24 protein-coding genes are annotated in these 18549 nt (G+C 52.5%); 14 read left to right on the top strand and 10 right to left on the bottom strand.

Annotation, left to right across the window (positions count from 1 at the left end; all coding sequences use genetic code 11):
* Positions 1-49 precede the first annotated feature (49 nt).
* Positions 50-631: a TetR/AcrR family transcriptional regulator gene (locus tag FOV68_RS11470; RefSeq protein ID WP_143990887.1), complete on the bottom strand. Its 582-nt coding sequence runs from the start codon at positions 629-631 to the stop codon at positions 50-52.
* Positions 632-679: 48 nt separating this feature from the next.
* Complete coding sequence (locus tag FOV68_RS11465; RefSeq protein WP_143990886.1) at positions 680-1327, bottom strand: TetR/AcrR family transcriptional regulator; 648 nt, start codon at positions 1325-1327, stop codon at positions 680-682.
* 93 nt (positions 1328-1420) lie between these two features.
* Here FOV68_RS11465 and FOV68_RS11460 point away from each other — a divergent pair, with 93 nt between their 5' ends.
* The 7 genes from FOV68_RS11460 (at position 1421) to FOV68_RS11430 (ending at position 5368) form a co-directional block, all read left to right on the top strand.
* Positions 1421-2035 (top strand): TVP38/TMEM64 family protein, encoded by a 615-nt coding sequence (locus FOV68_RS11460; RefSeq protein ID WP_143990885.1) that lies wholly within the window; start codon positions 1421-1423, stop codon positions 2033-2035.
* A 35-nt stretch (positions 2036-2070) separates the two neighbouring features.
* The gene (locus tag FOV68_RS11455) at positions 2071-2454 is read left to right on the top strand and encodes a nuclear transport factor 2 family protein (protein ID WP_143789578.1); all 384 of its coding nucleotides are present in this window, start codon (positions 2071-2073) and stop codon (positions 2452-2454) included.
* A 66-nt stretch (positions 2455-2520) separates the two neighbouring features.
* The gene (locus FOV68_RS11450; RefSeq protein ID WP_143789575.1) at positions 2521-2907 is read left to right on the top strand and encodes a nuclear transport factor 2 family protein; all 387 of its coding nucleotides are present in this window, start codon (positions 2521-2523) and stop codon (positions 2905-2907) included.
* A 36-nt stretch (positions 2908-2943) separates the two neighbouring features.
* The gene (locus tag FOV68_RS11445; protein WP_143990884.1) at positions 2944-3603 is read left to right on the top strand and encodes an SDR family oxidoreductase; all 660 of its coding nucleotides are present in this window, start codon (positions 2944-2946) and stop codon (positions 3601-3603) included.
* Position 3604: 1 nt separating this feature from the next.
* Positions 3605-4285 (top strand): NAD-dependent dehydratase, encoded by a 681-nt coding sequence (locus tag FOV68_RS11440; protein ID WP_143990883.1) that lies wholly within the window; start codon positions 3605-3607, stop codon positions 4283-4285.
* Positions 4286-4297: 12 nt separating this feature from the next.
* Positions 4298-4738: an SRPBCC family protein gene (locus tag FOV68_RS11435; protein ID WP_143990882.1), complete on the top strand. Its 441-nt coding sequence runs from the start codon at positions 4298-4300 to the stop codon at positions 4736-4738.
* Positions 4739-4759: 21 nt separating this feature from the next.
* Positions 4760-5368 (top strand): flavin reductase family protein, encoded by a 609-nt coding sequence (locus FOV68_RS11430; protein WP_143990881.1) that lies wholly within the window; start codon positions 4760-4762, stop codon positions 5366-5368.
* Between the two features lie 21 nt (positions 5369-5389).
* Here the strand turns inward: FOV68_RS11430 and FOV68_RS11425 are convergent, their stop codons facing one another.
* Positions 5390-6280 (bottom strand): LysR substrate-binding domain-containing protein, encoded by an 891-nt coding sequence (locus tag FOV68_RS11425; RefSeq protein ID WP_143990880.1) that lies wholly within the window; start codon positions 6278-6280, stop codon positions 5390-5392.
* Between the two features lie 202 nt (positions 6281-6482).
* Here FOV68_RS11425 and FOV68_RS11420 point away from each other — a divergent pair, with 202 nt between their 5' ends.
* Both FOV68_RS11420 and FOV68_RS11415 read left to right on the top strand, forming a co-directional pair.
* Complete coding sequence (locus tag FOV68_RS11420) at positions 6483-6908, top strand: VOC family protein (protein WP_143990879.1); 426 nt, start codon at positions 6483-6485, stop codon at positions 6906-6908.
* 110 nt (positions 6909-7018) lie between these two features.
* Complete coding sequence (locus FOV68_RS11415; RefSeq protein WP_143990878.1) at positions 7019-8278, top strand: cation:dicarboxylate symporter family transporter; 1260 nt, start codon at positions 7019-7021, stop codon at positions 8276-8278.
* Positions 8279-8800: 522 nt separating this feature from the next.
* Here the strand turns inward: FOV68_RS11415 and FOV68_RS11405 are convergent.
* The gene (locus FOV68_RS11405) at positions 8801-9403 is read right to left on the bottom strand and encodes a tyrosine-type recombinase/integrase (protein ID WP_143990877.1); all 603 of its coding nucleotides are present in this window, start codon (positions 9401-9403) and stop codon (positions 8801-8803) included.
* A 152-nt stretch (positions 9404-9555) separates the two neighbouring features.
* On the opposite strand from FOV68_RS11405, the gene FOV68_RS11400 reads away from it, so the two are divergent.
* Positions 9556-9996: a GNAT family N-acetyltransferase gene (locus tag FOV68_RS11400; RefSeq protein WP_143789552.1), complete on the top strand. Its 441-nt coding sequence runs from the start codon at positions 9556-9558 to the stop codon at positions 9994-9996.
* A 97-nt stretch (positions 9997-10093) separates the two neighbouring features.
* On the opposite strand, the gene FOV68_RS11395 is transcribed toward FOV68_RS11400, so the two are convergent.
* Together FOV68_RS11395 and FOV68_RS11390 are read right to left on the bottom strand one after the other, a co-directional pair.
* A complete protein-coding gene (locus FOV68_RS11395; protein WP_143990876.1) occupies positions 10094-10642 on the bottom strand; it encodes a GNAT family N-acetyltransferase in 549 nt (182 codons plus the stop codon).
* Positions 10643-10973: 331 nt separating this feature from the next.
* Complete coding sequence (locus tag FOV68_RS11390) at positions 10974-11678, bottom strand: helix-turn-helix transcriptional regulator (protein ID WP_143990875.1); 705 nt, start codon at positions 11676-11678, stop codon at positions 10974-10976.
* Between the two features lie 127 nt (positions 11679-11805).
* Here FOV68_RS11390 and FOV68_RS11385 point away from each other — a divergent pair, with 127 nt between their 5' ends.
* Positions 11806-13182: an MFS transporter gene (locus FOV68_RS11385; RefSeq protein ID WP_255473668.1), complete on the top strand. Its 1377-nt coding sequence runs from the start codon at positions 11806-11808 to the stop codon at positions 13180-13182.
* A gap of 281 nt (positions 13183-13463) precedes the next feature.
* Here FOV68_RS11385 and FOV68_RS11380 read toward each other — a convergent pair whose 3' ends face one another.
* Together FOV68_RS11380 and FOV68_RS11375 are read right to left on the bottom strand one after the other, a co-directional pair.
* Positions 13464-13988: a VOC family protein gene (locus FOV68_RS11380; protein WP_143990873.1), complete on the bottom strand. Its 525-nt coding sequence runs from the start codon at positions 13986-13988 to the stop codon at positions 13464-13466.
* A gap of 43 nt (positions 13989-14031) precedes the next feature.
* Positions 14032-14598, bottom strand: a complete 567-nt coding sequence (locus FOV68_RS11375) for an NADPH-dependent FMN reductase (RefSeq protein WP_143990872.1) — start codon at positions 14596-14598, stop codon at positions 14032-14034.
* Positions 14599-14725: 127 nt separating this feature from the next.
* Between FOV68_RS11375 and FOV68_RS11370 the strand changes: the two genes are divergently transcribed.
* The 3 genes from FOV68_RS11370 (at position 14726) to FOV68_RS11360 (ending at position 17106) form a co-directional block, all read left to right on the top strand.
* Positions 14726-15655: a LysR family transcriptional regulator gene (locus tag FOV68_RS11370; protein WP_143990871.1), complete on the top strand. Its 930-nt coding sequence runs from the start codon at positions 14726-14728 to the stop codon at positions 15653-15655.
* A 174-nt stretch (positions 15656-15829) separates the two neighbouring features.
* The gene (locus FOV68_RS11365; protein WP_143990870.1) at positions 15830-16204 is read left to right on the top strand and encodes a LysE family transporter; all 375 of its coding nucleotides are present in this window, start codon (positions 15830-15832) and stop codon (positions 16202-16204) included.
* Positions 16205-16230: 26 nt separating this feature from the next.
* The gene (locus FOV68_RS11360) at positions 16231-17106 is read left to right on the top strand and encodes a right-handed parallel beta-helix repeat-containing protein (RefSeq protein ID WP_143990869.1); all 876 of its coding nucleotides are present in this window, start codon (positions 16231-16233) and stop codon (positions 17104-17106) included.
* A 430-nt stretch (positions 17107-17536) separates the two neighbouring features.
* Here the strand turns inward: FOV68_RS11360 and FOV68_RS11355 are convergent, their stop codons facing one another.
* Both FOV68_RS11355 and uraH read right to left on the bottom strand, forming a co-directional pair.
* Positions 17537-18028, bottom strand: coding sequence for a heme-binding protein (locus FOV68_RS11355; RefSeq protein ID WP_010247306.1), 492 nt, complete (start codon positions 18026-18028; stop codon positions 17537-17539).
* A gap of 5 nt (positions 18029-18033) precedes the next feature.
* Positions 18034-18444, bottom strand: a complete 411-nt coding sequence (uraH, locus tag FOV68_RS11350) for a hydroxyisourate hydrolase (RefSeq protein ID WP_143990868.1) — start codon at positions 18442-18444, stop codon at positions 18034-18036.
* Positions 18445-18549: the final 105 nt, after the last annotated feature.

The raw sequence follows: 18549 nt of genomic DNA, 5'->3' as shown, positions 1-18549 counted from the left end.
ACCTCTTAATAGTTGACCGGTCGTCTAGTTAATGAGTAAAAAAACACGGCTACCCAAGCAGCCGTGTTGTTGCCTTCATTGCGTTGCCGAAGGCGTTGTCCGGGTCGTGGATTTTTGCCATCAGGGAGGCGCCCAGCCAGAGCTGATAAAGTTCTCCAGCCAGCTCACCGGCGTTGCTCACCGCAGCCAGCGAACCGTCTTCCTGACCCAGCCGGATACAGCCCGCGATTTTTTGTACGATTTCCTGGGTGCCGGTCGCCAGCACCTGTCGCATGCTGTCGTACTGATCGCAGACTTCCGCGCCGAGCTTGACCACCAGGCATTTGCTTTCCGGCAGGTCTGCGCCCTGGGTCGTCTTCCAGAAGGCGAAGTAGCGCAGCAGCCTCTCTCTCGCCGTTCCGGCACCGCTCAGCTGGTTGTCTGCCTCCTGCAGATAGTGGCTGAAGTAGTGCGCCAGCAGCGCTTCTGCGAACTCTTCCTTGGATTTGAAGTAGTAGTAAAACGAGCCTTTGGGAATACCGGCAGCCTGGACTATCTCGGAAAGCCCGACGGCACTGTAGCCCTTGTGGGTAATAATCGCCCGTGCCACATCAATGATGTGCTGACGCGTATCTGTCGTTTGTTTTTTCATAGTGCGACTACTCTATTTAAAAACTGACCGGTCGTCTAGTAATGCCTGTCACATTGTGTGCGATCTGTTGCTGAGTGGCTGCAGCAGCCTGACGGCATGCTGGCCGATCATTTTCAGGCTCTGAGGCGTGGCGCCGTCTTTCGCCTCGATCGACATCCCCTCCAGCAGGGTGTTCAGAACGGTAGCCAGCGCGGCGGTATTGGTTTCCACGGGCAGCTGCTTTTCCTTCACCGCTCTGGATAATCGTTTTTCAAACAGGTCTTTTCCCTCCTGCCTGAGAAGGCTGACCGCCCTGACCACATCAGCCGACTCAGCGGAGACGTTGATCGCTGCAAGTACCACCATGCAGCCACAGGGTACTGAGGGGGAAAGCAGGATATCGGCTGCTTCGCTGAAGAATCGGTCAATGGCCTCCACGATGTCCTGTGCCTCTTCAAGCCGCGCCCAGGTTGCCTGCCAGTAAACCTGCTCATAGTAATTCACGGCTTCCAGAAACAGGCTGGCCTTGTTGCCGAAGGCCGAATAGAGGCTGGGCGGGTTAATCTCCATCGCAGCGCAAAGCTCAGCAACCGATGCCGGCTCAAAGCCTTTGCGCCAGAAAAGGTCCAGCGCCTTCAGCAGCGCCTTATCACGGTCAAAGCTTCGCGGCCGGCCTTTAGGCTTTTCCAAGGCTTCAGGACGTTCATGGTTTTTCATACGGGTCTCAATCATTTGCTTGACACATTACATAGCGATCACTATACAATAAATAACATTAAATAGTGATCACTACAGAATAAAGGTGGCACCGTGGCAGACTTTATCTCAACACTGAGCCTTTACCTTCAGAATACCGGCGGGATCGGCATCGGGTTTTTTTATGCGGTTTTTGTCGCAGGTTCGCTGCTTTTCTTCCCGGCTTCTCTGCTGACTGCACTGTCGGGATGGTTATTTGGCGTAACGGGTGGAACGCTGATAGCCCTGCTGGCTGGATTGACGTCGTCACTGATCGCTTTCGGACTGGCCAGAAGCCGGCTCTTTCCGCTGGCCTCGCGAGCGGCTGCCCGTAGCCACTACCTGAACCGGGCACTTACCCTGTCGCAGCACAACGGAATCGTTCTGGTGCTGCTGCTTCGCCTGAGTTCAGTCGTGCCGTTTGCGCCGCTGAACTATGGCCTGGGCGCGAGCGGTATGTCGTTTAAAAAATACCTGGCCGCAACGGTGCCGGGCCTGATACCGGGCACATTTATTTATGCCGGCGCAGGTGCTTCAGTGTCAGACGTGAGGACGCTGACGCGGGGGAATTTCTCCCCCATGGAATTTATGCAGGACACCATGATGTTACCCGGCCTGGCTGCCGCCGCAGTGGGCCTGGTGCTCCTCTATCTGCTTCAGCGAAGCATCAGAAAAAAGATGGGGATCTGAAAGGATGCCCGGTTTATTTAAAAGGAGAAAAAGTGATGAGTGACGCGACTTACTTGCAGGACTACAACGCTATTGTGAACGTACTGAACCAGTACAACGAGGGGGGTAAGCAGGCGAAGAGTGAGCTGATGAAACCCGCTTTCAGTGAACAGGCCACTATTTTTGGCGTTGACGGCGACGGCAATCTCAGCGGAGGTCCGATTCAGGGACTGTTTGACACCATCGACACCGCCTTCCGTCCTTCACCCGAAGCGAAGGCCGCCATTGTACGTGTAGATATTGTCGGAACGGCCGCCAGTGCCCGCATCGATACCGATGACATTTCGGGCTTTCGTTTTACCGACTTTTTCAACCTTCTGAAGGTAAACGGCCGCTGGATCGTGGTCAGCAAGATTTACCACACCCACGTTGCTCCCTGACAGCCGTCCGGTTAACTGACCACGACAGCCTGCAATCCTGCGCGCTGCGTAAAAAAGGAAACGAAAATGAGTAAAAATATCAAAGCGGTACCCACGGCGGATTACCAGGCCGTTACGGAAACGGCAGGCCGATATGTTGAAGGACTGCGTACCGGCAATGCGGAAACGGTGTCCGAAGCTTTTCATAAAGATGCGGTGATGTACGGCTTTACCAACGGCAGCCTGCTGGGGGGGCCGGTTGAAAATCTGTACGCCTTCGTACGTGAAAATGGCAGTGCGCCGGATATCGTGACCCGGCTGGATGTGCTGGCCATCACGCCGACCACCGCTGTCGTGCGGGTTGATATGGAAAATGACGCCATTGGCGCAAATTACAACGACTATCTGACCCTGATTAAGATAGACGGGCGCTGGCAGGTGATCGCTAAAGTCTATCACCAGTTTGAAGGCTGAAGTAACGGACGCCTGAGACACAGTAAGGAGCGAATTATGAGCCAGGTTTTCATTATTGGTGGCGCAGGTCAGGTTGGTCGACGCCTGAGCCAGATACTGACAGACAGAGGATTTGCTGTGCGTGCCCTGTTCCGTAAACCGGTGCAGGAGACGTTATTACGACAATCGGGTGCGGAGCCTGTCAGGGGCAGCCTGACTGAGCTTAATGCGGCAGCGCTGGCGGCTCATCTGAAAGGGAGTGACATAGTCGTGTTTACCGCCGGAGCCGGCGGTAAAGGCGGTCCGGAAATGACGAATGCAGTAGACGGTGAGGGACTGAAAACGGCCGTGGATGCTGCTCTGCAGGCCGGGGTATCCCGCTTTCTTCTTGTTTCCGCGTTTCCGGAAGCTTCCAGAGGACAGCCTGTTTCTGACACGTTCGAAAACTATATGCGGGTCAAAAAAATGGCCGACGTCGCGCTGGCGCAAAGCGATCTGGACTGGGTGATTTTACGGCCCGGTACGTTGCGTGATGATCCCGGCACCGGCCTGGTCCGTGCAGGACTTGCCATTCCCTACGGTGATGTCTCGCGTGATGACGTGGCGGCCACGCTGGCAGAAATTATTGAGCACCCCGGTGTCAGTCGCGTCATTATTGAGCTGACTGCAGGAGAAGATCCTGTACGCGAAGCTGTACAGAAGATGGCGGGCCATTAACGTGGCTCATCCTTCCACGCAGACGACCGGGACCCGGCTGCTGCTGCTCGGTGCAACCGGCCTGGTTGGCAGCCATGTTCTAAGGCAGGCGCTGGTCAGCCCCGCCATTAACGCGATTATTGCGCCCACGCGAAAGCCACTGTCGCTGCAGTCCGCCAGCGGCACAACAAAGCTTATCAATCCGCTAATCAGTCAGAATACCAGCGCGTCCGGGCAGGATTGGGTCGCAGACGCGGTGATCTGTGCACTCGGCACGACGCTCAAAAAAGCCGGAAGCCGGGATGCTTTCAGGCAGATTGACTATGACTATCCGCTGGCATTTGCCCGCCTGGCGCGGGACCGGGGCGCGACTGCTTTTGCCCTGACCTCAGCTGCCGGCGCAAATCCGGATTCGCGGTTTTTCTATCACCGCGTTAAAGGTGAGCTTGAGCATGCGCTGATGCAGGAGGGATTCTGCTCGCTGACTTTCGTCAGGCCCGGCGTGATAGGCGGGGCGAGAAAGGAAGCGCGACCGGGCGAAATGGCGCTGAAGATCACTCTCACGGCGTTCGCACCGCTTCTGCCGCGGCGCTGGCATCTCAACCCGGCAGCGGAAATCGCCGCCCGTCTTATGCAGGCGATCGTGCAGCCACAGGCTGGTATCAGCATCATACCCGCAGCCGAAATGACCAACATTATTTAACAGGAAACCCTTATGCCCGTTGTTAAATTCAACGCTACCCTAAATGCTGACGCAGACCGCGTCTGGCAGACCCTCCGTCAGTTTGGCCGCATCAGTGAATGGCATCCGTCGATCCTCAGCAGTGAAATTGAGGATAACCAGCCGGACGGGCTGCCGGGCTGCCGGCGCAGGCTGGTGCTTGATAACGGTGAAATTCTTCGCGAGCAGCTGCTGATGGCTGATGAAGACCGTCAGTCTTTTTCCTATCGCTTTATTGAATCGCCGCTGCCGGTCGATAACTATGTCGCAACCGTCAGCCTCATTCCCCTGACCGGGCAGAACGTAACGGTTATTGCCTGGCAGGCCAGTTTTGAGATCCGTGCCCATGATAATGCGCAGCAGTTGGCGGCCGTGGTCAGTGATCTGATCGAGTCCGGACACCACAGCCTGGCCGGCTTCCTTGAAAACCGTTAAAATCTCAGCGGAGCAGCAGGTATGAATCAGTTTATGAAAGCGGTAGACCTTGCAAAAGCTTACAGGCTTATCAATCACGGTCCGGCGACGCTGGTCTCTGCCCGGCACGACGGCACTGAAAACGTTATGGCGGCATCGTGGGTATGCGGTCTGGAATTTGAGCCCGCAAGGCTTACCGTGGTGCTGGACAAGGGAGCCTTCACCCGCAGGCTGATTGAGCAGAGCCGATCCTTTGTGATCCAGGTACCGCTGGCGTCTCAGGCGTCGCTGGTTTATCACCTCGGTTCGCACTCTCTGTTCAGTGAGAAAGATAAGCTCACCCGATCGGGCGTATCCCTGTTCAGCCTGCCCGGTACTGACGTCCCCCTGGTATCAGGGTGTGCCGCCTGGCTTTACTGTGAACTCATCCACGAAGAGCATAATCAGCAGACCTACGATTTGTTTATCGGGGAGATAAAATCCGCGTGGGCAGACAGCCGTTTCTTCCGGGACGGGCACTGGCAGTTTGAGCATCTGCCGGCAGACCAGCGCAGCCTGCATTATATTGCCGGCGGCCATTTCTACACTACCGGTGACGCCATTGAGATCGCGGATGCGCCAGCGGAAACGCCCGGAGCATCGGAGAAATAATCAACAGGTGGGTAACTGAAGTCAGGCCGGCAGCTGGCGGCGGCTGCGCCCCGCCAGCATGATGATCAGTTCTGAAATGCGCCTGACATCATCTTCCAGATGTTCGAGCGGGCGATGGATCAGTCCGACATCCCGATAAAACACCTTCTCACCCAGACTAATCGCCCTGACAGAGGATGGCCAGCGCTGCCAGGCAGCGATGCGGGGCAGCAGGGCGACACCCACGCCGTTGCTCACCAGCTTAAGAATAGCCTCCAGCTCGTCCACCTCACAGATTTCAGTGACGGCAAATTTCATTTCTCTCAGAAAACGGTCTACCAGGCGTCCGCCGAATGACGAACGGTCGTATCGGATAAAAGGCTGTCCGGTCAGCAGACCGGCTATATCGTCACCGGTCACGGTTTTAGGCACAATAAGATGAAACGGCTCGTGTGCCAGGGCGCTCCACTGCAGGGCCTGCGGTAACGGGAAAGGGGGTTTCAGTACGGCGGCCATATCAATCTCACCGGCATCGACGAGATTGATTAAATCCATTGATAAACCCGGAACAACCCGGATACGGCAGCCGGAACTCTGCTTACTGAACAGCGTCAGCGCATCCGGAAGCAGGGTACGCTGTACGGAGGCAATTGCGCCAATCGTGACGGTTTTACCCGGCACCTTCCGGGGCAGTCTCTCCCCCAGCCCGTCATAGAGGGTCATCAGCTCCTGCGCCTGAACAACAAGCTGAAGCCCGTTCTGGTTCAGGCGTGCATTTCTCCCCGAACGGTCGAACAGCGGGTAGTTCAGGTCTGCCTCAAGTCGCTGCATCTGGGCACTGACCGCGGCCTGAGTCAGGCCGATTTTATTGCCTGCCGCCGCAAAGGTCCCTTCCCTGGCAACTATCAGAAACGTTTTCAGTTCACGAATCAAAGCTCATCCACACTCAAATATAATTTGTACTATATAAAGATATATATTGATTTTAATCAAATAAATTTATTTATAATCTCCTTTGTGACGGTAATGTTAATGTCACACCAGACACTTATCTGGTTCAGCACACGGCATTGCTCAACTTAAATCAGACGTTAAGCTGCCCGACAGCAGCGTCTCCCCTGTGAGGATGCATCAAATGAGCCTTTCTCCTTTCCACCTGGCAATTCCTGTTTATGACCTTAACGCCACGCGCCATTTTTACGGTGAGGTGTTCGGACTAAGTGAAGGCCGCTCCAGCGAACAATGGGTGGACTTTGATTTTTATGGTCATCAGCTGGTGATCCATGAACACCCCAAAACCGCATCTCAGGAAAGCGTCCATTCAAATCCCGTTGACGGCCACGACGTACCAGTGCCGCACTTCGGTATCGTATTGCAGTGGGATCAATGGGAGGACCTGGCTGAACGCCTCAGGTCGTTTGGCACTCAGTTTGTGATTGAGCCTTACATCCGTTTTAAAGGCCAGGTCGGTGAACAGGCCACCATGTTCCTCTTTGATCCCTGCGGTAATGCGCTTGAATTCAAGGCGTTCAAAGATATCAGCCAGCTCTTCGCTAAATAGACCCCAGACGCGGCTTCAGGTCGCGCCTCACTGTTTTTCACCCGACTGTATCACGCGTGCCTGCTGCTGCTTTCTGGCAGAGGCTACGCTGTTTAATCTGAGGGCTGGACATGAAAAAAATAACACTGGTTTGGCAGATAGTTATCGGGCTTGCACTGGGAATAGTCGTGGGGTGGTATTTCAATACGCATCCGGAATATCAGCAGTGGGTCAGTCACGAAATCCTTAAGCCGCTCGGCGATATTTTTATCAAAATGATGAAGATGGTCGTGGTACCGATCGTATTCTGTTGCATGATTCTGGGTATAACCGGCAGCGGAGACAATAAATCCTTCGGCAGAATGGGTGTCAAATCTCTGGGCTATTTTTTTACCGTCACGGGGATTGCCATCATTTTTGGACTGGTCCTGGCCAACCTGATCGCGCCGGGAGAAGGCACCAGCATACAGGGAATGGCGCACGGTGCCGGGCACATGAAAATGGAGCCGGCACGCGGCGCACTGGTTATCCTGCAGAACATCGTGCCGGATAACCTGTTTGTTGCGCTCTCTGAGGGCAAGCTGCTGTCGGTCCTGTTCTTTGCAGTCCTGTTTGGCATTGCGCTTAACGGACTCCCGCGCGAAAAGACAGCTCCGATTCTGGGCGTTCTGCAAAGCGTATCGGACGGTATGTTCCGCGTGGTTTCCATTGTCATGGCGTACGCGCCGGTTGGCGTGTTCGGTATGATTGGTGCCACCGTTTCAACATTCGGTTTCGCCTCGCTTCTGCCCCTTCTAAAGCTTGTCGGTACCGTTTATCTCGGCCTGATATTGTTCGCCCTGATTGTGCTGGGGGGGATCTGCGCTCTGATTGGTGAAAACGTATTCAGACTGATAAAGCATTTCCGCCAGGAACTGGTACTGGCCTTTTCAAGCGCAGCGTCGGCTGCCGTTATGCCTCAGCTGATGTATAAGCTGGAGCGGTATGGGGTACCGGGCCGTATCGTCAGTTTTGTTGTACCGGTAGGCTATGCGTTTAACCTGGATGGCGCATCGATCTTTCTTGGCGTTGCAACCATATTTGTCGCGCAGCTCTACGGCATTGATCTGACACTGATGCAGCAAGTTATTCTGGTCGTCACCATGGTGCTGACCTCAAAGGGTGCCGCCGGCGTTCCGGGTTTTGCCATTCTCATCCTTTCAGCTACGCTGGCTTCAGCAGGGCTTCCGCTGGATGCCGTCGCACTGATAGCCGGCATATTCCGCATTATCGATAGCGGCACCACAACCCTGAACGTACTGGGTAACATTGTTGCTCCGCTGGTCATTAATCGATGGGAAAGGCAAACCGAATCAGTCGCTGATGTTAATGTGCAAATAAATGAGCCCTGAAACTATCATCGGCAGAAACGACGAACAATGCGAAGTATGTCTGTTAATGCCGCTTTAGCGGCATGGAGCCGTCGGATGACGCTGAGGGTAACACCAATGCTGAACGGCGCCGTGTTCCCGACGTAGCCGGTTACAGACGCATAAATCCTGCCATACCCTTCACTGAACAGCGTAAAGAAGCGTATTCAGAAGTCATTTTTACGCAGGCAATGCATATGGAATACATCATCCTACGTCGGGAAGTTTTTATTTATATTAATTAGTCAGTTACGGCTAATGCCACCATTTCTGCCATGTGCGCTGCACGTGCCGTCAGGAATTGTGCTGCTGAGTCCAAACTCCCTCATACAGTGTGCCGGTAACGTAAAGTTTTTCAAAAGATGGTTCCTGCTGTCTTCGCTAAAAATATGTGTGCCTTACTCAAAATTTTGGCCTCTTACTTTCAGCGCCGTAATGCCCCTTGTCGGTTCCTGATACTGGCGTCCGCTTCTGGCACAGGGCTGCTGTTGCAGCCCTCACAAATTAAACTTCAATAGACTCAGATATCTCCAGGGCATCATCCACTTCAATACCGAGATAACGGACTGTGCTTTCGAGTTTTTTGTGACCCAAAAGTAACTGGATCAGACGAAGATTTTTCGTTTTTTTATAGATCATATATGGCTTGGTTCTGTGCATGGAATGCGTACTGTAGAGCGTTTCATCAAGACCCAGTTTCTCAATCCATCCATGAAAAATACGATTATATTGTCTGGTTGAGATATGTCGTGTAGAACCGACGCGGGACTGGAACAGATAGTCGCTACTACGTAGATGAGCCATATTAATCCACGCGGCTACAGCCTCTCTGGTTCCCTTAGTCAGTTCAAACTGAACGGGGCTTCCCGTTTTTTGCTGCAGCACTGTCGCTCTGCCCGAAACAGAGTGTCCATAGGCCACATCAGAAACTTTCAACTTAACCAGATCACAGCCCCGAAGTTTACTGTCCAGAGCCATGTTAAACAGAGCCAAATCGCGGACTTTTCCTTCCCGCTCAAGACGGATACGAATCCCCCAGATATGAGAGATCTGAAGAGGCCGTTTCAGGCCGATAATGCGGCTTTTGTTCCATGGGAATGTTGTCATGCTCAATCTCCATTGGGTTAGGAGATGTGATTATGGTCGTCCAATATGAGCGAGCAGCGGACATGATATGCAGCAGCGATTTCGCTCAAAGTTCAATCATTCTGTAAAGGATATGATTAAAATTCATCTTTGTCATACATGGAATAAGACTAATGAATATACATATAAGACCAGCTCAATTGTCTGACGTTGAAGGTATTTTCACTGTCAGAACATCAGTCGCCGAAAATCATCTGAGCCGTGAAGAGATGCGGGAGATGGGCATCACCGAAACTACCGTGAGCAATATGATCAAAGAGAGTCGTTGCGCATGGGTTGCAACAGATGATGATGAAGTGGTGGGTTTTTCGATGATTTTAAGGGAGAAAGGCTCGCTTTATGGTCTTTTTGTCCTTCCTGCCTATGAAGGCAGAGGCATCGGTCGCAGACTTACAAAGATTGCGGAACAAGAGTTGTTCAAACATCACGAAGTTGCCTGGCTGGAAACAGATAAAAACAGCCGTGCGGCCAAATTCTACATGCAACTCGGCTGGGGTAATAAGACAACATTAGATGACGCTTTTATTCGATTAGAGAAGCATCGTGGTAGTTGACCTTCTACAGCTCTTATAGAGCTCCGCTTTTGGCAGGCAGCAGCCAGTGGACCGGCATGTCTGTTATGAGAGCGAAGCGGACGTGGTATTCCTGGTATCATTGAAATTTTCGAGCATTCCACTCATCGCGGGTGATTTCCCAAAGCTCAGAATCCAGAAGGCCGCTGACATACTCCTTCTTAACAGTTTTGATAAGCCGCATTCCGCTAGTGACCGAAATACGTTGAGAGCGGCTGTTAAGGGCTGCTTTAGGTGCGCGTAACACCGGCTTATTCAACACATTGAACCAGTAATCTGTAGCCGCAATACTAGCCTCACGCATATAGCCCTGACCCTGATATTCCGGTGCAAGCCAGAATCCACGATTATTATCTTCTTCATCGTAAAGACAAATCAAGCCCATGACTTTATCTGGTATCTCACGATTTCTGATAGTCCAGAACCATGCAATTCCTCTCGCCATGTCAGGCAGAGCAACGTTATTGACGTAATTCTCTGCACCATTCTCTGGATAAGGCCAGGGGACCGATGCCACCATATAGCGGACTATTTCCCAGCGGGGATAAAGCGTCTGGATCTGCTTAGCATCTTCGGCGACTAATGGTTTCAAAAGCAACCGATCTGTTGTAAGTGTGGGAGTTGGCATGGGCAATTATCCTTGGTGGTTGATGAATTCCCGATCAGATTTTGTTTACCTTACGAAAATTATGCACATACCGTCATCTGTTGCATCATGCAAAGATGGTATTACGGCTTCAGCGTCCGCTACTGGCACAATACCGACGCTAAATAATGTCCGCTTTGAGCGAGGAACGGACGTTTAAGGCTTGAAAATGCATTCCTGACAGCATTGATTCGGATTTGTCGAAATCGAAGTTAGCACTGGAATGTAAAATCCCGATAGCCATGGCGACGAGCCACGGTCCTGGAAATCAAAGACGTCTATTTATGCCATTAACAAAGGAAACAAAAGGGCATTATTTTGCCGCAAAGATGGCCCCTTGCTGCTGCCGAATTCCAAAATGTTGCTCTAAAGCTATCCAACCCAATGCGGTGACTTTCAACGCTCTGGATTTACTCGAGCGGCTCAGCCACTTCCACGCGATAAAAGCCTCAAGCAGAGCGGAACCAAGAGGTCCTGCGAGGTGATACTGTCGCTCGGTCCAGTCGAGGCACATTCGGTTATTTCCTGCGCGATCTGCATTGATTTCCACACCTTGCTGTTTAAGCCACAGGTGCCCCTTAACCATCAGTACGTACTGTTGATCTTCTTGCATGGCAATCAGTCCGCGGTAGAGCATCCCCTGCGAAATGACCACGCCGATTTGCCCGGCTAAATGATCGTAACAACAGCGCGCAAAACGCAGCTCCTTCGCTGAAGGATTCGGTGTCGTTTGCCACTGAGAACTGACTGGCCCGACCGAGGCCAGACTTTCTAAGAGCCGGGAAACATGGGGCCCGGCTAAGCGGTAATAACGATAGCGCCCCACAGACTCTGAGGTGATCAGACCGCCATCACGCAGTTTTGCGAGATGAAAACTGGCGGTCTGCGCTGTAATGCCGGCGGCCTCAGCCAGAGCGCTGGCAGAAAGCGCTTCGCCTCCAGACAGGTTAATAAGCATTATCGAACGCACCGGCTCGGCGATGAGATGTGCCACGACTGAAATATGAAATTGATTCATTCTGCGCGCCATTGAAAGTGAAGTCAGTGTTTACCAGGGAGTTAATAGTTCGATACGGCTCGAACCATTATTTAGCGCACGCAAGGTATAGTCAATCAATCCCATATTTGGACAATTGCTTCTACAAATGATCAACACTTCTTCGGCTAAAAAATGGTTGTTAGCTGCAACCAGTATCAGTTACATCATCGTGATTCTTGATACCTCGATTGTGAATGTTGCACTTGCACCGCTGGCAGCAGCTCTGCACTCGACCATTAGCGGACTACAATGGGTCGTCAGTTCCTACACCGTCACTTTCGCCAGTTTGCTGCTCAGTGGTGGTGCTTTGGGCGATAAACTGGGGGCAAAAAACGTTTATCTCACTGGCCTGTTGCTGTTTGGATTTGCTTCGGCGGGATGCGGCTTTTCATCAACATTGTCCACTATGATCTTCTCGAGAATATTGCAGGGCATCGGGGCAGCCTTGCTGGTCCCCGCCTCTCTTGCTTTGATAAACAGTGAGTTTCCGGAGTCTCAGCAGCGCGCTAAAGCCATAGGTATCTGGGCTGGTTGCGGTGGAATTGCGATGGCTGCCGGCCCGTTATTTGGCGGATTGCTGATCCAACTATTAGGCTGGCGAAGTATTTTTCTGGTCAATGTTCCAATCGTACTGCTCGGGATTGTGCTGGCAACGCGCATTCCTGCGATAAAAAACTCTGCCAACGAGAGAACTATGGACTCTGCAGGGCAGTTATTCGCCATTATTGCGCTTGGCATGTCTATTGCCGTATTGATTGAAGGGGGGCATCGAGGATGGTATGACCCGTGGATTTGCGGTGGAGTACTGGTGGCGGCCGTGGCCTGGGGGCTTTTCATCTTTACCGAGCGCACAATCAGCCAGCCGATGTTGCCGATGAAGCTATTTCGTCTTGCTGATTTTTCGTCCTCGGTTATTGTCTCGCTTACTTCAGGGTTAGTATTTTACGGGCTGTTTTTCCTGCTCAGCCTTTACTTCGAGACCGTGCGCGGCTGGTCATCGCTGGACGTGGGTCTCGCTTTTCTTCCCTTGACCTTGCTGGTTACCTTAGGCAGCTTTAGCGCCGGAAAACTTAACCGCCTGTTCGGCCCCTTTTGGTTGATAGCAGGATGCTGCGGCCTCTACGTCGCCGGATTCGCAGGGTTATTGATATTAAGAGAAAATGCATCCTATTGGAGGATCGCACTTTGCTTTCCGGCTCTCGGTCTTGCAGCTGGAGTCATTACACCGATCGCCACGGCGGCAGTCATGGGCTCAATAGCCAAAGAGCAGGTGGGAATTGTCGCCGGGGTACTTAACGCTAGCCGACAAACGGGATCCGCGCTGGGAGTCGCCATCTTTGGCGGATTGCTTAGCGCTGTAAAACCTCTCGCTGCGGGTATTTACTTCGCCTTATGCCTCGCCATAGCCCTCTCAATGCTTGGCGGGCTGCTATGGGTCATCATCCTAAGCAGGAATTCTACACATAAAAAAAATACGCCATGAAAGCGTGGTCAGATTACTGACGAGCCCCGTCTATCTGGTGAGGAGTGTTAAGTGATTTGTGTGTGCGATGAGTGGGCATGGAAGGAGCTCAGACAACCCCGTGGAATTGTCCTCTGACGCGATGTGATCAGCAACATACTTATGTAAAAACTGGTGCACAGTAAGGTACTAAATGTCCACTTCTGGCACAAAGTGGACCTGCCCTCATGGACGTCCGTTATGAGCGAGAAGCGGACGTTCAGTATTTACGGGTACGCCTGCACTGGCGCACCCGGTTACACTCAGGGCTTCCAGCGGCGCAGAGAGGTATGGTCTTCATACGGCAGCTTTGAAGGTAAAGAAATCAGTTCAATGACGCTGCCCCACGGCGTGCGGCCATAGCAGAAAAAGTTATTCTCTCCCGCCTCAGTTGGAAACATCAGGGGCTGAGGAGAAGTAAACATTTTCCCGCCAGCCTGCTCGAACAGGCTGATAGCCTCGTTGATGTCATCAACGTAAACGGCAAAATGCTGCAGGCCATAATCGCTGGGTCGCACGGGCTGACTTTGCTCTGGCCCCTTCATTTCAAAAAGTTCCAGTCCCGGGCCGTGCTTTAGCTTCATCATCCTGACCGTGGTAATTTTCGTTCCCGGGAACAGGTTCAGAATATTTTCCGTTTCTTCGCCTTTTACGTCGTCGTCTGAAGGCGAGACGGAGTCATAAATAACTTCTGCACCAAAGGCGTCAGAAAAGAAGCGGGTAGCCTCATCAATATCAGAAACGGTAATGCCGACGTGGTCCATACCGCGAATAACGTTGGTAGACATAGTTTTCTCCCTGTGGTTGTTCAGATGTGAGTAATGTTATTAATCAGCCCTGGCGGGCCGCCATTGTCGCGAGCGCACTAAGCTGAGCCGAAATATGGTCACGGGTATCCGCATCCGTTATGTGGCCGGATTTCGGATCAAGCCGGGATGAGGCCTGCCCAATCATGACCTCTGGCTTGTTAAGCACTCTGCCGTCGAGAAAGACCAGAATCTGGCGCAGGTGATACTGCGCCCTTGCGCCACCTATGGCACCGGGTGACGCAGTGATTATGGCTATGGGCTTACCGGCGACAGGGGTATCCGGAAGACGTGAAAGCCAGTCCAGCGCATTTTTCAGGGCGCCCGGCACAGAATAGTTATATTCAGGTGTGACAATAATCAGGCCGTCTGCTGCCGCTATCGCTCGTCCCATTTCCACAACCGATTCAGGAAACCCCTGAGCCTGCAGGTCAGCGTCGTAATGCGGTATTTCCCCGACAGAGTTGAGCGCGCTGACATCCACGCCTGCCGGCGCCAGCAGGCTAAGATTGCGGGCTACGACGGCGTTAAAAGAATCCGCGCGAAGACTGCCCAGCAGTGAGACAAATTTCAAAGGTCTTGTCTGTGACATGACTGCTCCCCGTGTTTTTAATATGGATACGCCGGCAGGTGCCGGCACTTTGTTTTCGAACTGACTTAAGCCTGGTATAGAATTACACATCGATAAACACGCTATGAGTCGCCAGAGAGTCAACTTTATGTCTACCGGGTTTACAGCGGAATCCTTGCGAGGAATCACGACTTTTGTCACAACGGCCAGGTCCAGCAGCTTTACTGAAGCTGCGGAGCAGTTGGGCATTACAAAATCTGCCGTCGGAAAAAGCGTGGCGCGGCTTGAGGAGAGGCTGGGAACGCGGCTGTTTCACCGCTCAACCCGTAAGCTAAGCCTGACCAGTGACGGAGAGGCCTATCTCACCAGTTGCCTCTCAGCGCTGGAAATTCTGGACTCGGCTGAAAATACGCTCAGCCGGCGGCAGGACAATCCTGCCGGAACGGTGCGTATAGACATGCCGGCATCATTCGGGCGCAATCTGATGATGCCGGTGTTGCTTGAAGTGATGAATCGTTATCCAGCCCTGCGTCTGGTGTTGACCTTTAACGACCGTCTGATTGATCCGGTTGAGGAGGGCGTTGACCTGGTACTGCGCCTGGGCGAACTGCAGAGCACCGATGAGCTGATTGCGCGTCGTCTGAGCCGGCAGCGCCTCATGCTCTGCGCATCTCCCGCTTATGTTGAGCGTCACGGTCAGCCCTTTAATGTCGATGCGCTAAAAAAACACTGCTGCATTATGGGGTACCGGCGGGGGGCACCGCTTGCCTGGCGGCTGCGTCCAGCCGGGGAGCGGGAAATAAAGTTTATCTCGGCCTCGGCACATCAGATAAGCGACGGAGACGCCATGCTTCAGGCCTGCCTGGCAGGAGCAGGTATTGCCCAGTTTCCGGAATCGATGGTGAACAGCCATATTGATGAGGGCAGGCTTGTTGCTGTTATGCCCGATCATATGCCCCTACCCGTCGGGCTGAACGTTGTCTGGCCCCGGACAAGGCATCTGATACCTAAAGTCAGGCTTATTGTCGATGAACTGCTAAGTAAGGCCGAAAAAGGATACTTTGGCGCTCTTAACTAGAATTTTTTTGTCATTACTCAGGCGATTTAAGGGTTGTATATCAACTTTCAGCAAGCTTATATCCTGTCTGTCCTGCCGCCATCACCGTGTCATGTGCCGGTTCTTTAAACGAAATCCGTCACCTGTTACGCGCAGCTCAGACAAAAAAATAGGTTAACTGACAGGGTATTTGTTATGCCACTTGTTCTCTGGGGGCTGGCCGGGCTTCATTCGCTGTTGGTTCTGGTGCCGTGGCTTTATTCGTCGCTTAAAATTGCCGGGGGAGCTCATGCTTTTCTTAGCGGCATGCTGACTCAGCTGAGCAATCCTAATACCGCGATTGTTTTTGGCAGTATTTTCGCGGCTACGCTGGGATCGCATATTTCGCCGGTGCTGTATGTTGTGCTGCCCCTGATGGCTTTCTGTATAGATACGCTCTGGTATGCACGTGTTGCCTGCCTGCTTTCAGCCGACAGGCCACGTCGTATTTATATCAGTTACAAGCGCTGGCTGGACAGGATAGGCGGCGGCGTAATGTGCCTGCCGGGTATCAGACTTTTTATCCGGTAACTATCAGACTGAACAGGAACAATTCTGTGAAAAATTCTATGCGCTTTTCTGGCTTTTTCGTTTCACTGTTTCTGATTACCTGTGTTGATGAAGCACGGGCCTCAGCTAGCATTGAATGCACAGCTAATCATGATCTCCAGGGATGTGTGGAATCGGCTGCCAGGGCAGGCGGTGGGATCGTACATCTGACTCCTCAGACCTATTTTCTTGAAAAGTCACTGGAGCTTGCCAGCAACGTCGCGCTTGAAGGCACCGGACCACAGTCAGTCATTACATGGAGTCCGTCAGTCGCCAGCAGGATAAATGCGCCGCTTTTGCACGCAACCGCGGTCACCCATGTTGCAATAAAGGACGTAAAACTGGTTGGTACGATTGACCAGCGTCCTGAAAGTCAGGATTTAAGGAACGACCAGATAGGGCTGTTTTTTGACTGCAGTGGTGATCCAACAGCGGGTGAAAAAACCAGCTGCAGCGATATCACTTTGCAGAACGTTGAAGTTGAAGACAGTAGCGATGGGATCCACATTAAAGGCGCGGAACATGTAACGGCCACAGACCTGAAGCTCCATAACAACGGCAACACCCTGAAAGACTATTTCCATAATATTTATCTTCGCCGGGTGGCCGATGTACGACTGATTCAGACCAGTAAAAACAGCGGCGGCTTTTACGGTAGTCCACGAGGACACGGTATCCGCGGCTCTCATATGACCAACGTATACATGAGTAATCTTGAGGTTTATGACAATGCTGATTACGGCATACACATGGACACTGTGTTCAATGTCAGGCTTCATAGTCTTCACGTTTATCACAACTGTCTTAGCAAAAAACAAGGCTGTGTCGAGGTGAAATGCTTTGGTCCTCAGTGTGATGTTAATGTGAACGCGCCAGCTGAGTAGGAAGTCGAGCGTAAAAAAGCAGGGCTGACGTAATCCCGCTTCGGGACAGACAAAGTTCCTCCTGGTCATGATGGATGCAGCTTATCGAACAATTTTGTTATTTTCCCAAACAGGACTCCTGTCTGACGGCTCATGATGAAAGGTCGCCATGCCGTGTCCCGGCTCGTAATACTATTCTGACGCTGATAAAAGAAGTCGCCATCCAGAAGTCATCTGCCAGCAAAGGAGGTCGTTGAACCTGATTCAGGCCCACAGCATCGTTATCGGCGGGCTAAGAAACAGCACTCAACTTTAGCCTGCTATGTTGAAATTTCTTAAGATCCGCTCCTGGCACAAAGCAGCCGTTCTGGCGGCGACTTATTTAAACAACACGGGGAACAGCTTTTTCCCCGTGTCTGGCAGGAATATACCCGCCGCGCGTTCATCATAATTACGGTTGTTTGCTGTTACCCAGCACTTTGTTAATCGCTTCGGTCCCACATTGATCGTCGGATTCCGCGCCGCCGGTGCCCGCCATGCCGATAGCGCCGATCCACTGGCCGCGATATTGCACCGGTACGCCGCCGCCAAGCAGCAATAGCTCATTAACCGTATTCAGGTTGACGCTTTCCGGTGAGGATTGCGCCTTTATGGTCAGTTGTCTGGTCGGCGTTTTGGTGGAGAGCGCAGTAAACGCTTTACGCCATGCCGCCTGAGTGTTGTGCGGCCCCACGTTGTCATCACGCATCAGCGTGACCAGATTTCCACCCCGATCCACCACGGCGACTACGCCCTGACGATTCATGTTATGGCAGGCGGACAAGGCCTCCGTTGCCAGTTGATTACTCAGCGCCTGCGTCATGTCATAGACGGAGGCTGGCTCAGCAGCGAGCGCCACGGCAGGTCCGGTTGTCAGCATCAATGCCAGCAGTAAACGTTTCATTTATTTCAGCTCCCGCGATAGGTGGAATATCCGTACTGGCTCAGCAGCAATGGAATGTGATAGGTAGTAGTGGTATTGGTGATATGGAACTCCACCGGTATTTCGGGGAAGAAACTCTGCTGTTGATGTGCCGCAAAATAGTGACCGGTTTTAAAAATCACCCGATAGTTTCCTGCCTCAAAGGGCTTTGCTGGCCAAAGGGCATCTATCCGACCCTGCTGGTTAGTATTGGCGGTATTCAATACTTTCCAGCTCTCCCCCTGTTTCTGCTCAAGCATCACCTCAACCTCTGAGGCCGGCAGCCCGGTTTGCTGGTTCAGTACGTGAACACTCAGCGGATTTTTACTGGCCGCGAAGGTGACCGCGGGAACGGCAAGCAGCGTGGCGAGGGTCAGGGCAGTGAGGCTCTTTTTCATTTTTTAATACTCCGGTGTTAATCACCCCGCTGTTATACCTGTGCGGTTGTTCATTCTGCCTGTCAGAAAGATGACCATATTGTCATCTGGCGCTGAAACGCTGGG

This window comes from Pantoea sp. paga (genome assembly GCF_007558755.1).
Taxonomy (GTDB): domain Bacteria; phylum Pseudomonadota; class Gammaproteobacteria; order Enterobacterales; family Enterobacteriaceae; genus Pantoea; species Pantoea agglomerans.
Note: the sequence above shows the minus strand (reverse complement) of the source record. Positions and strands in the feature narration are given on the sequence as shown.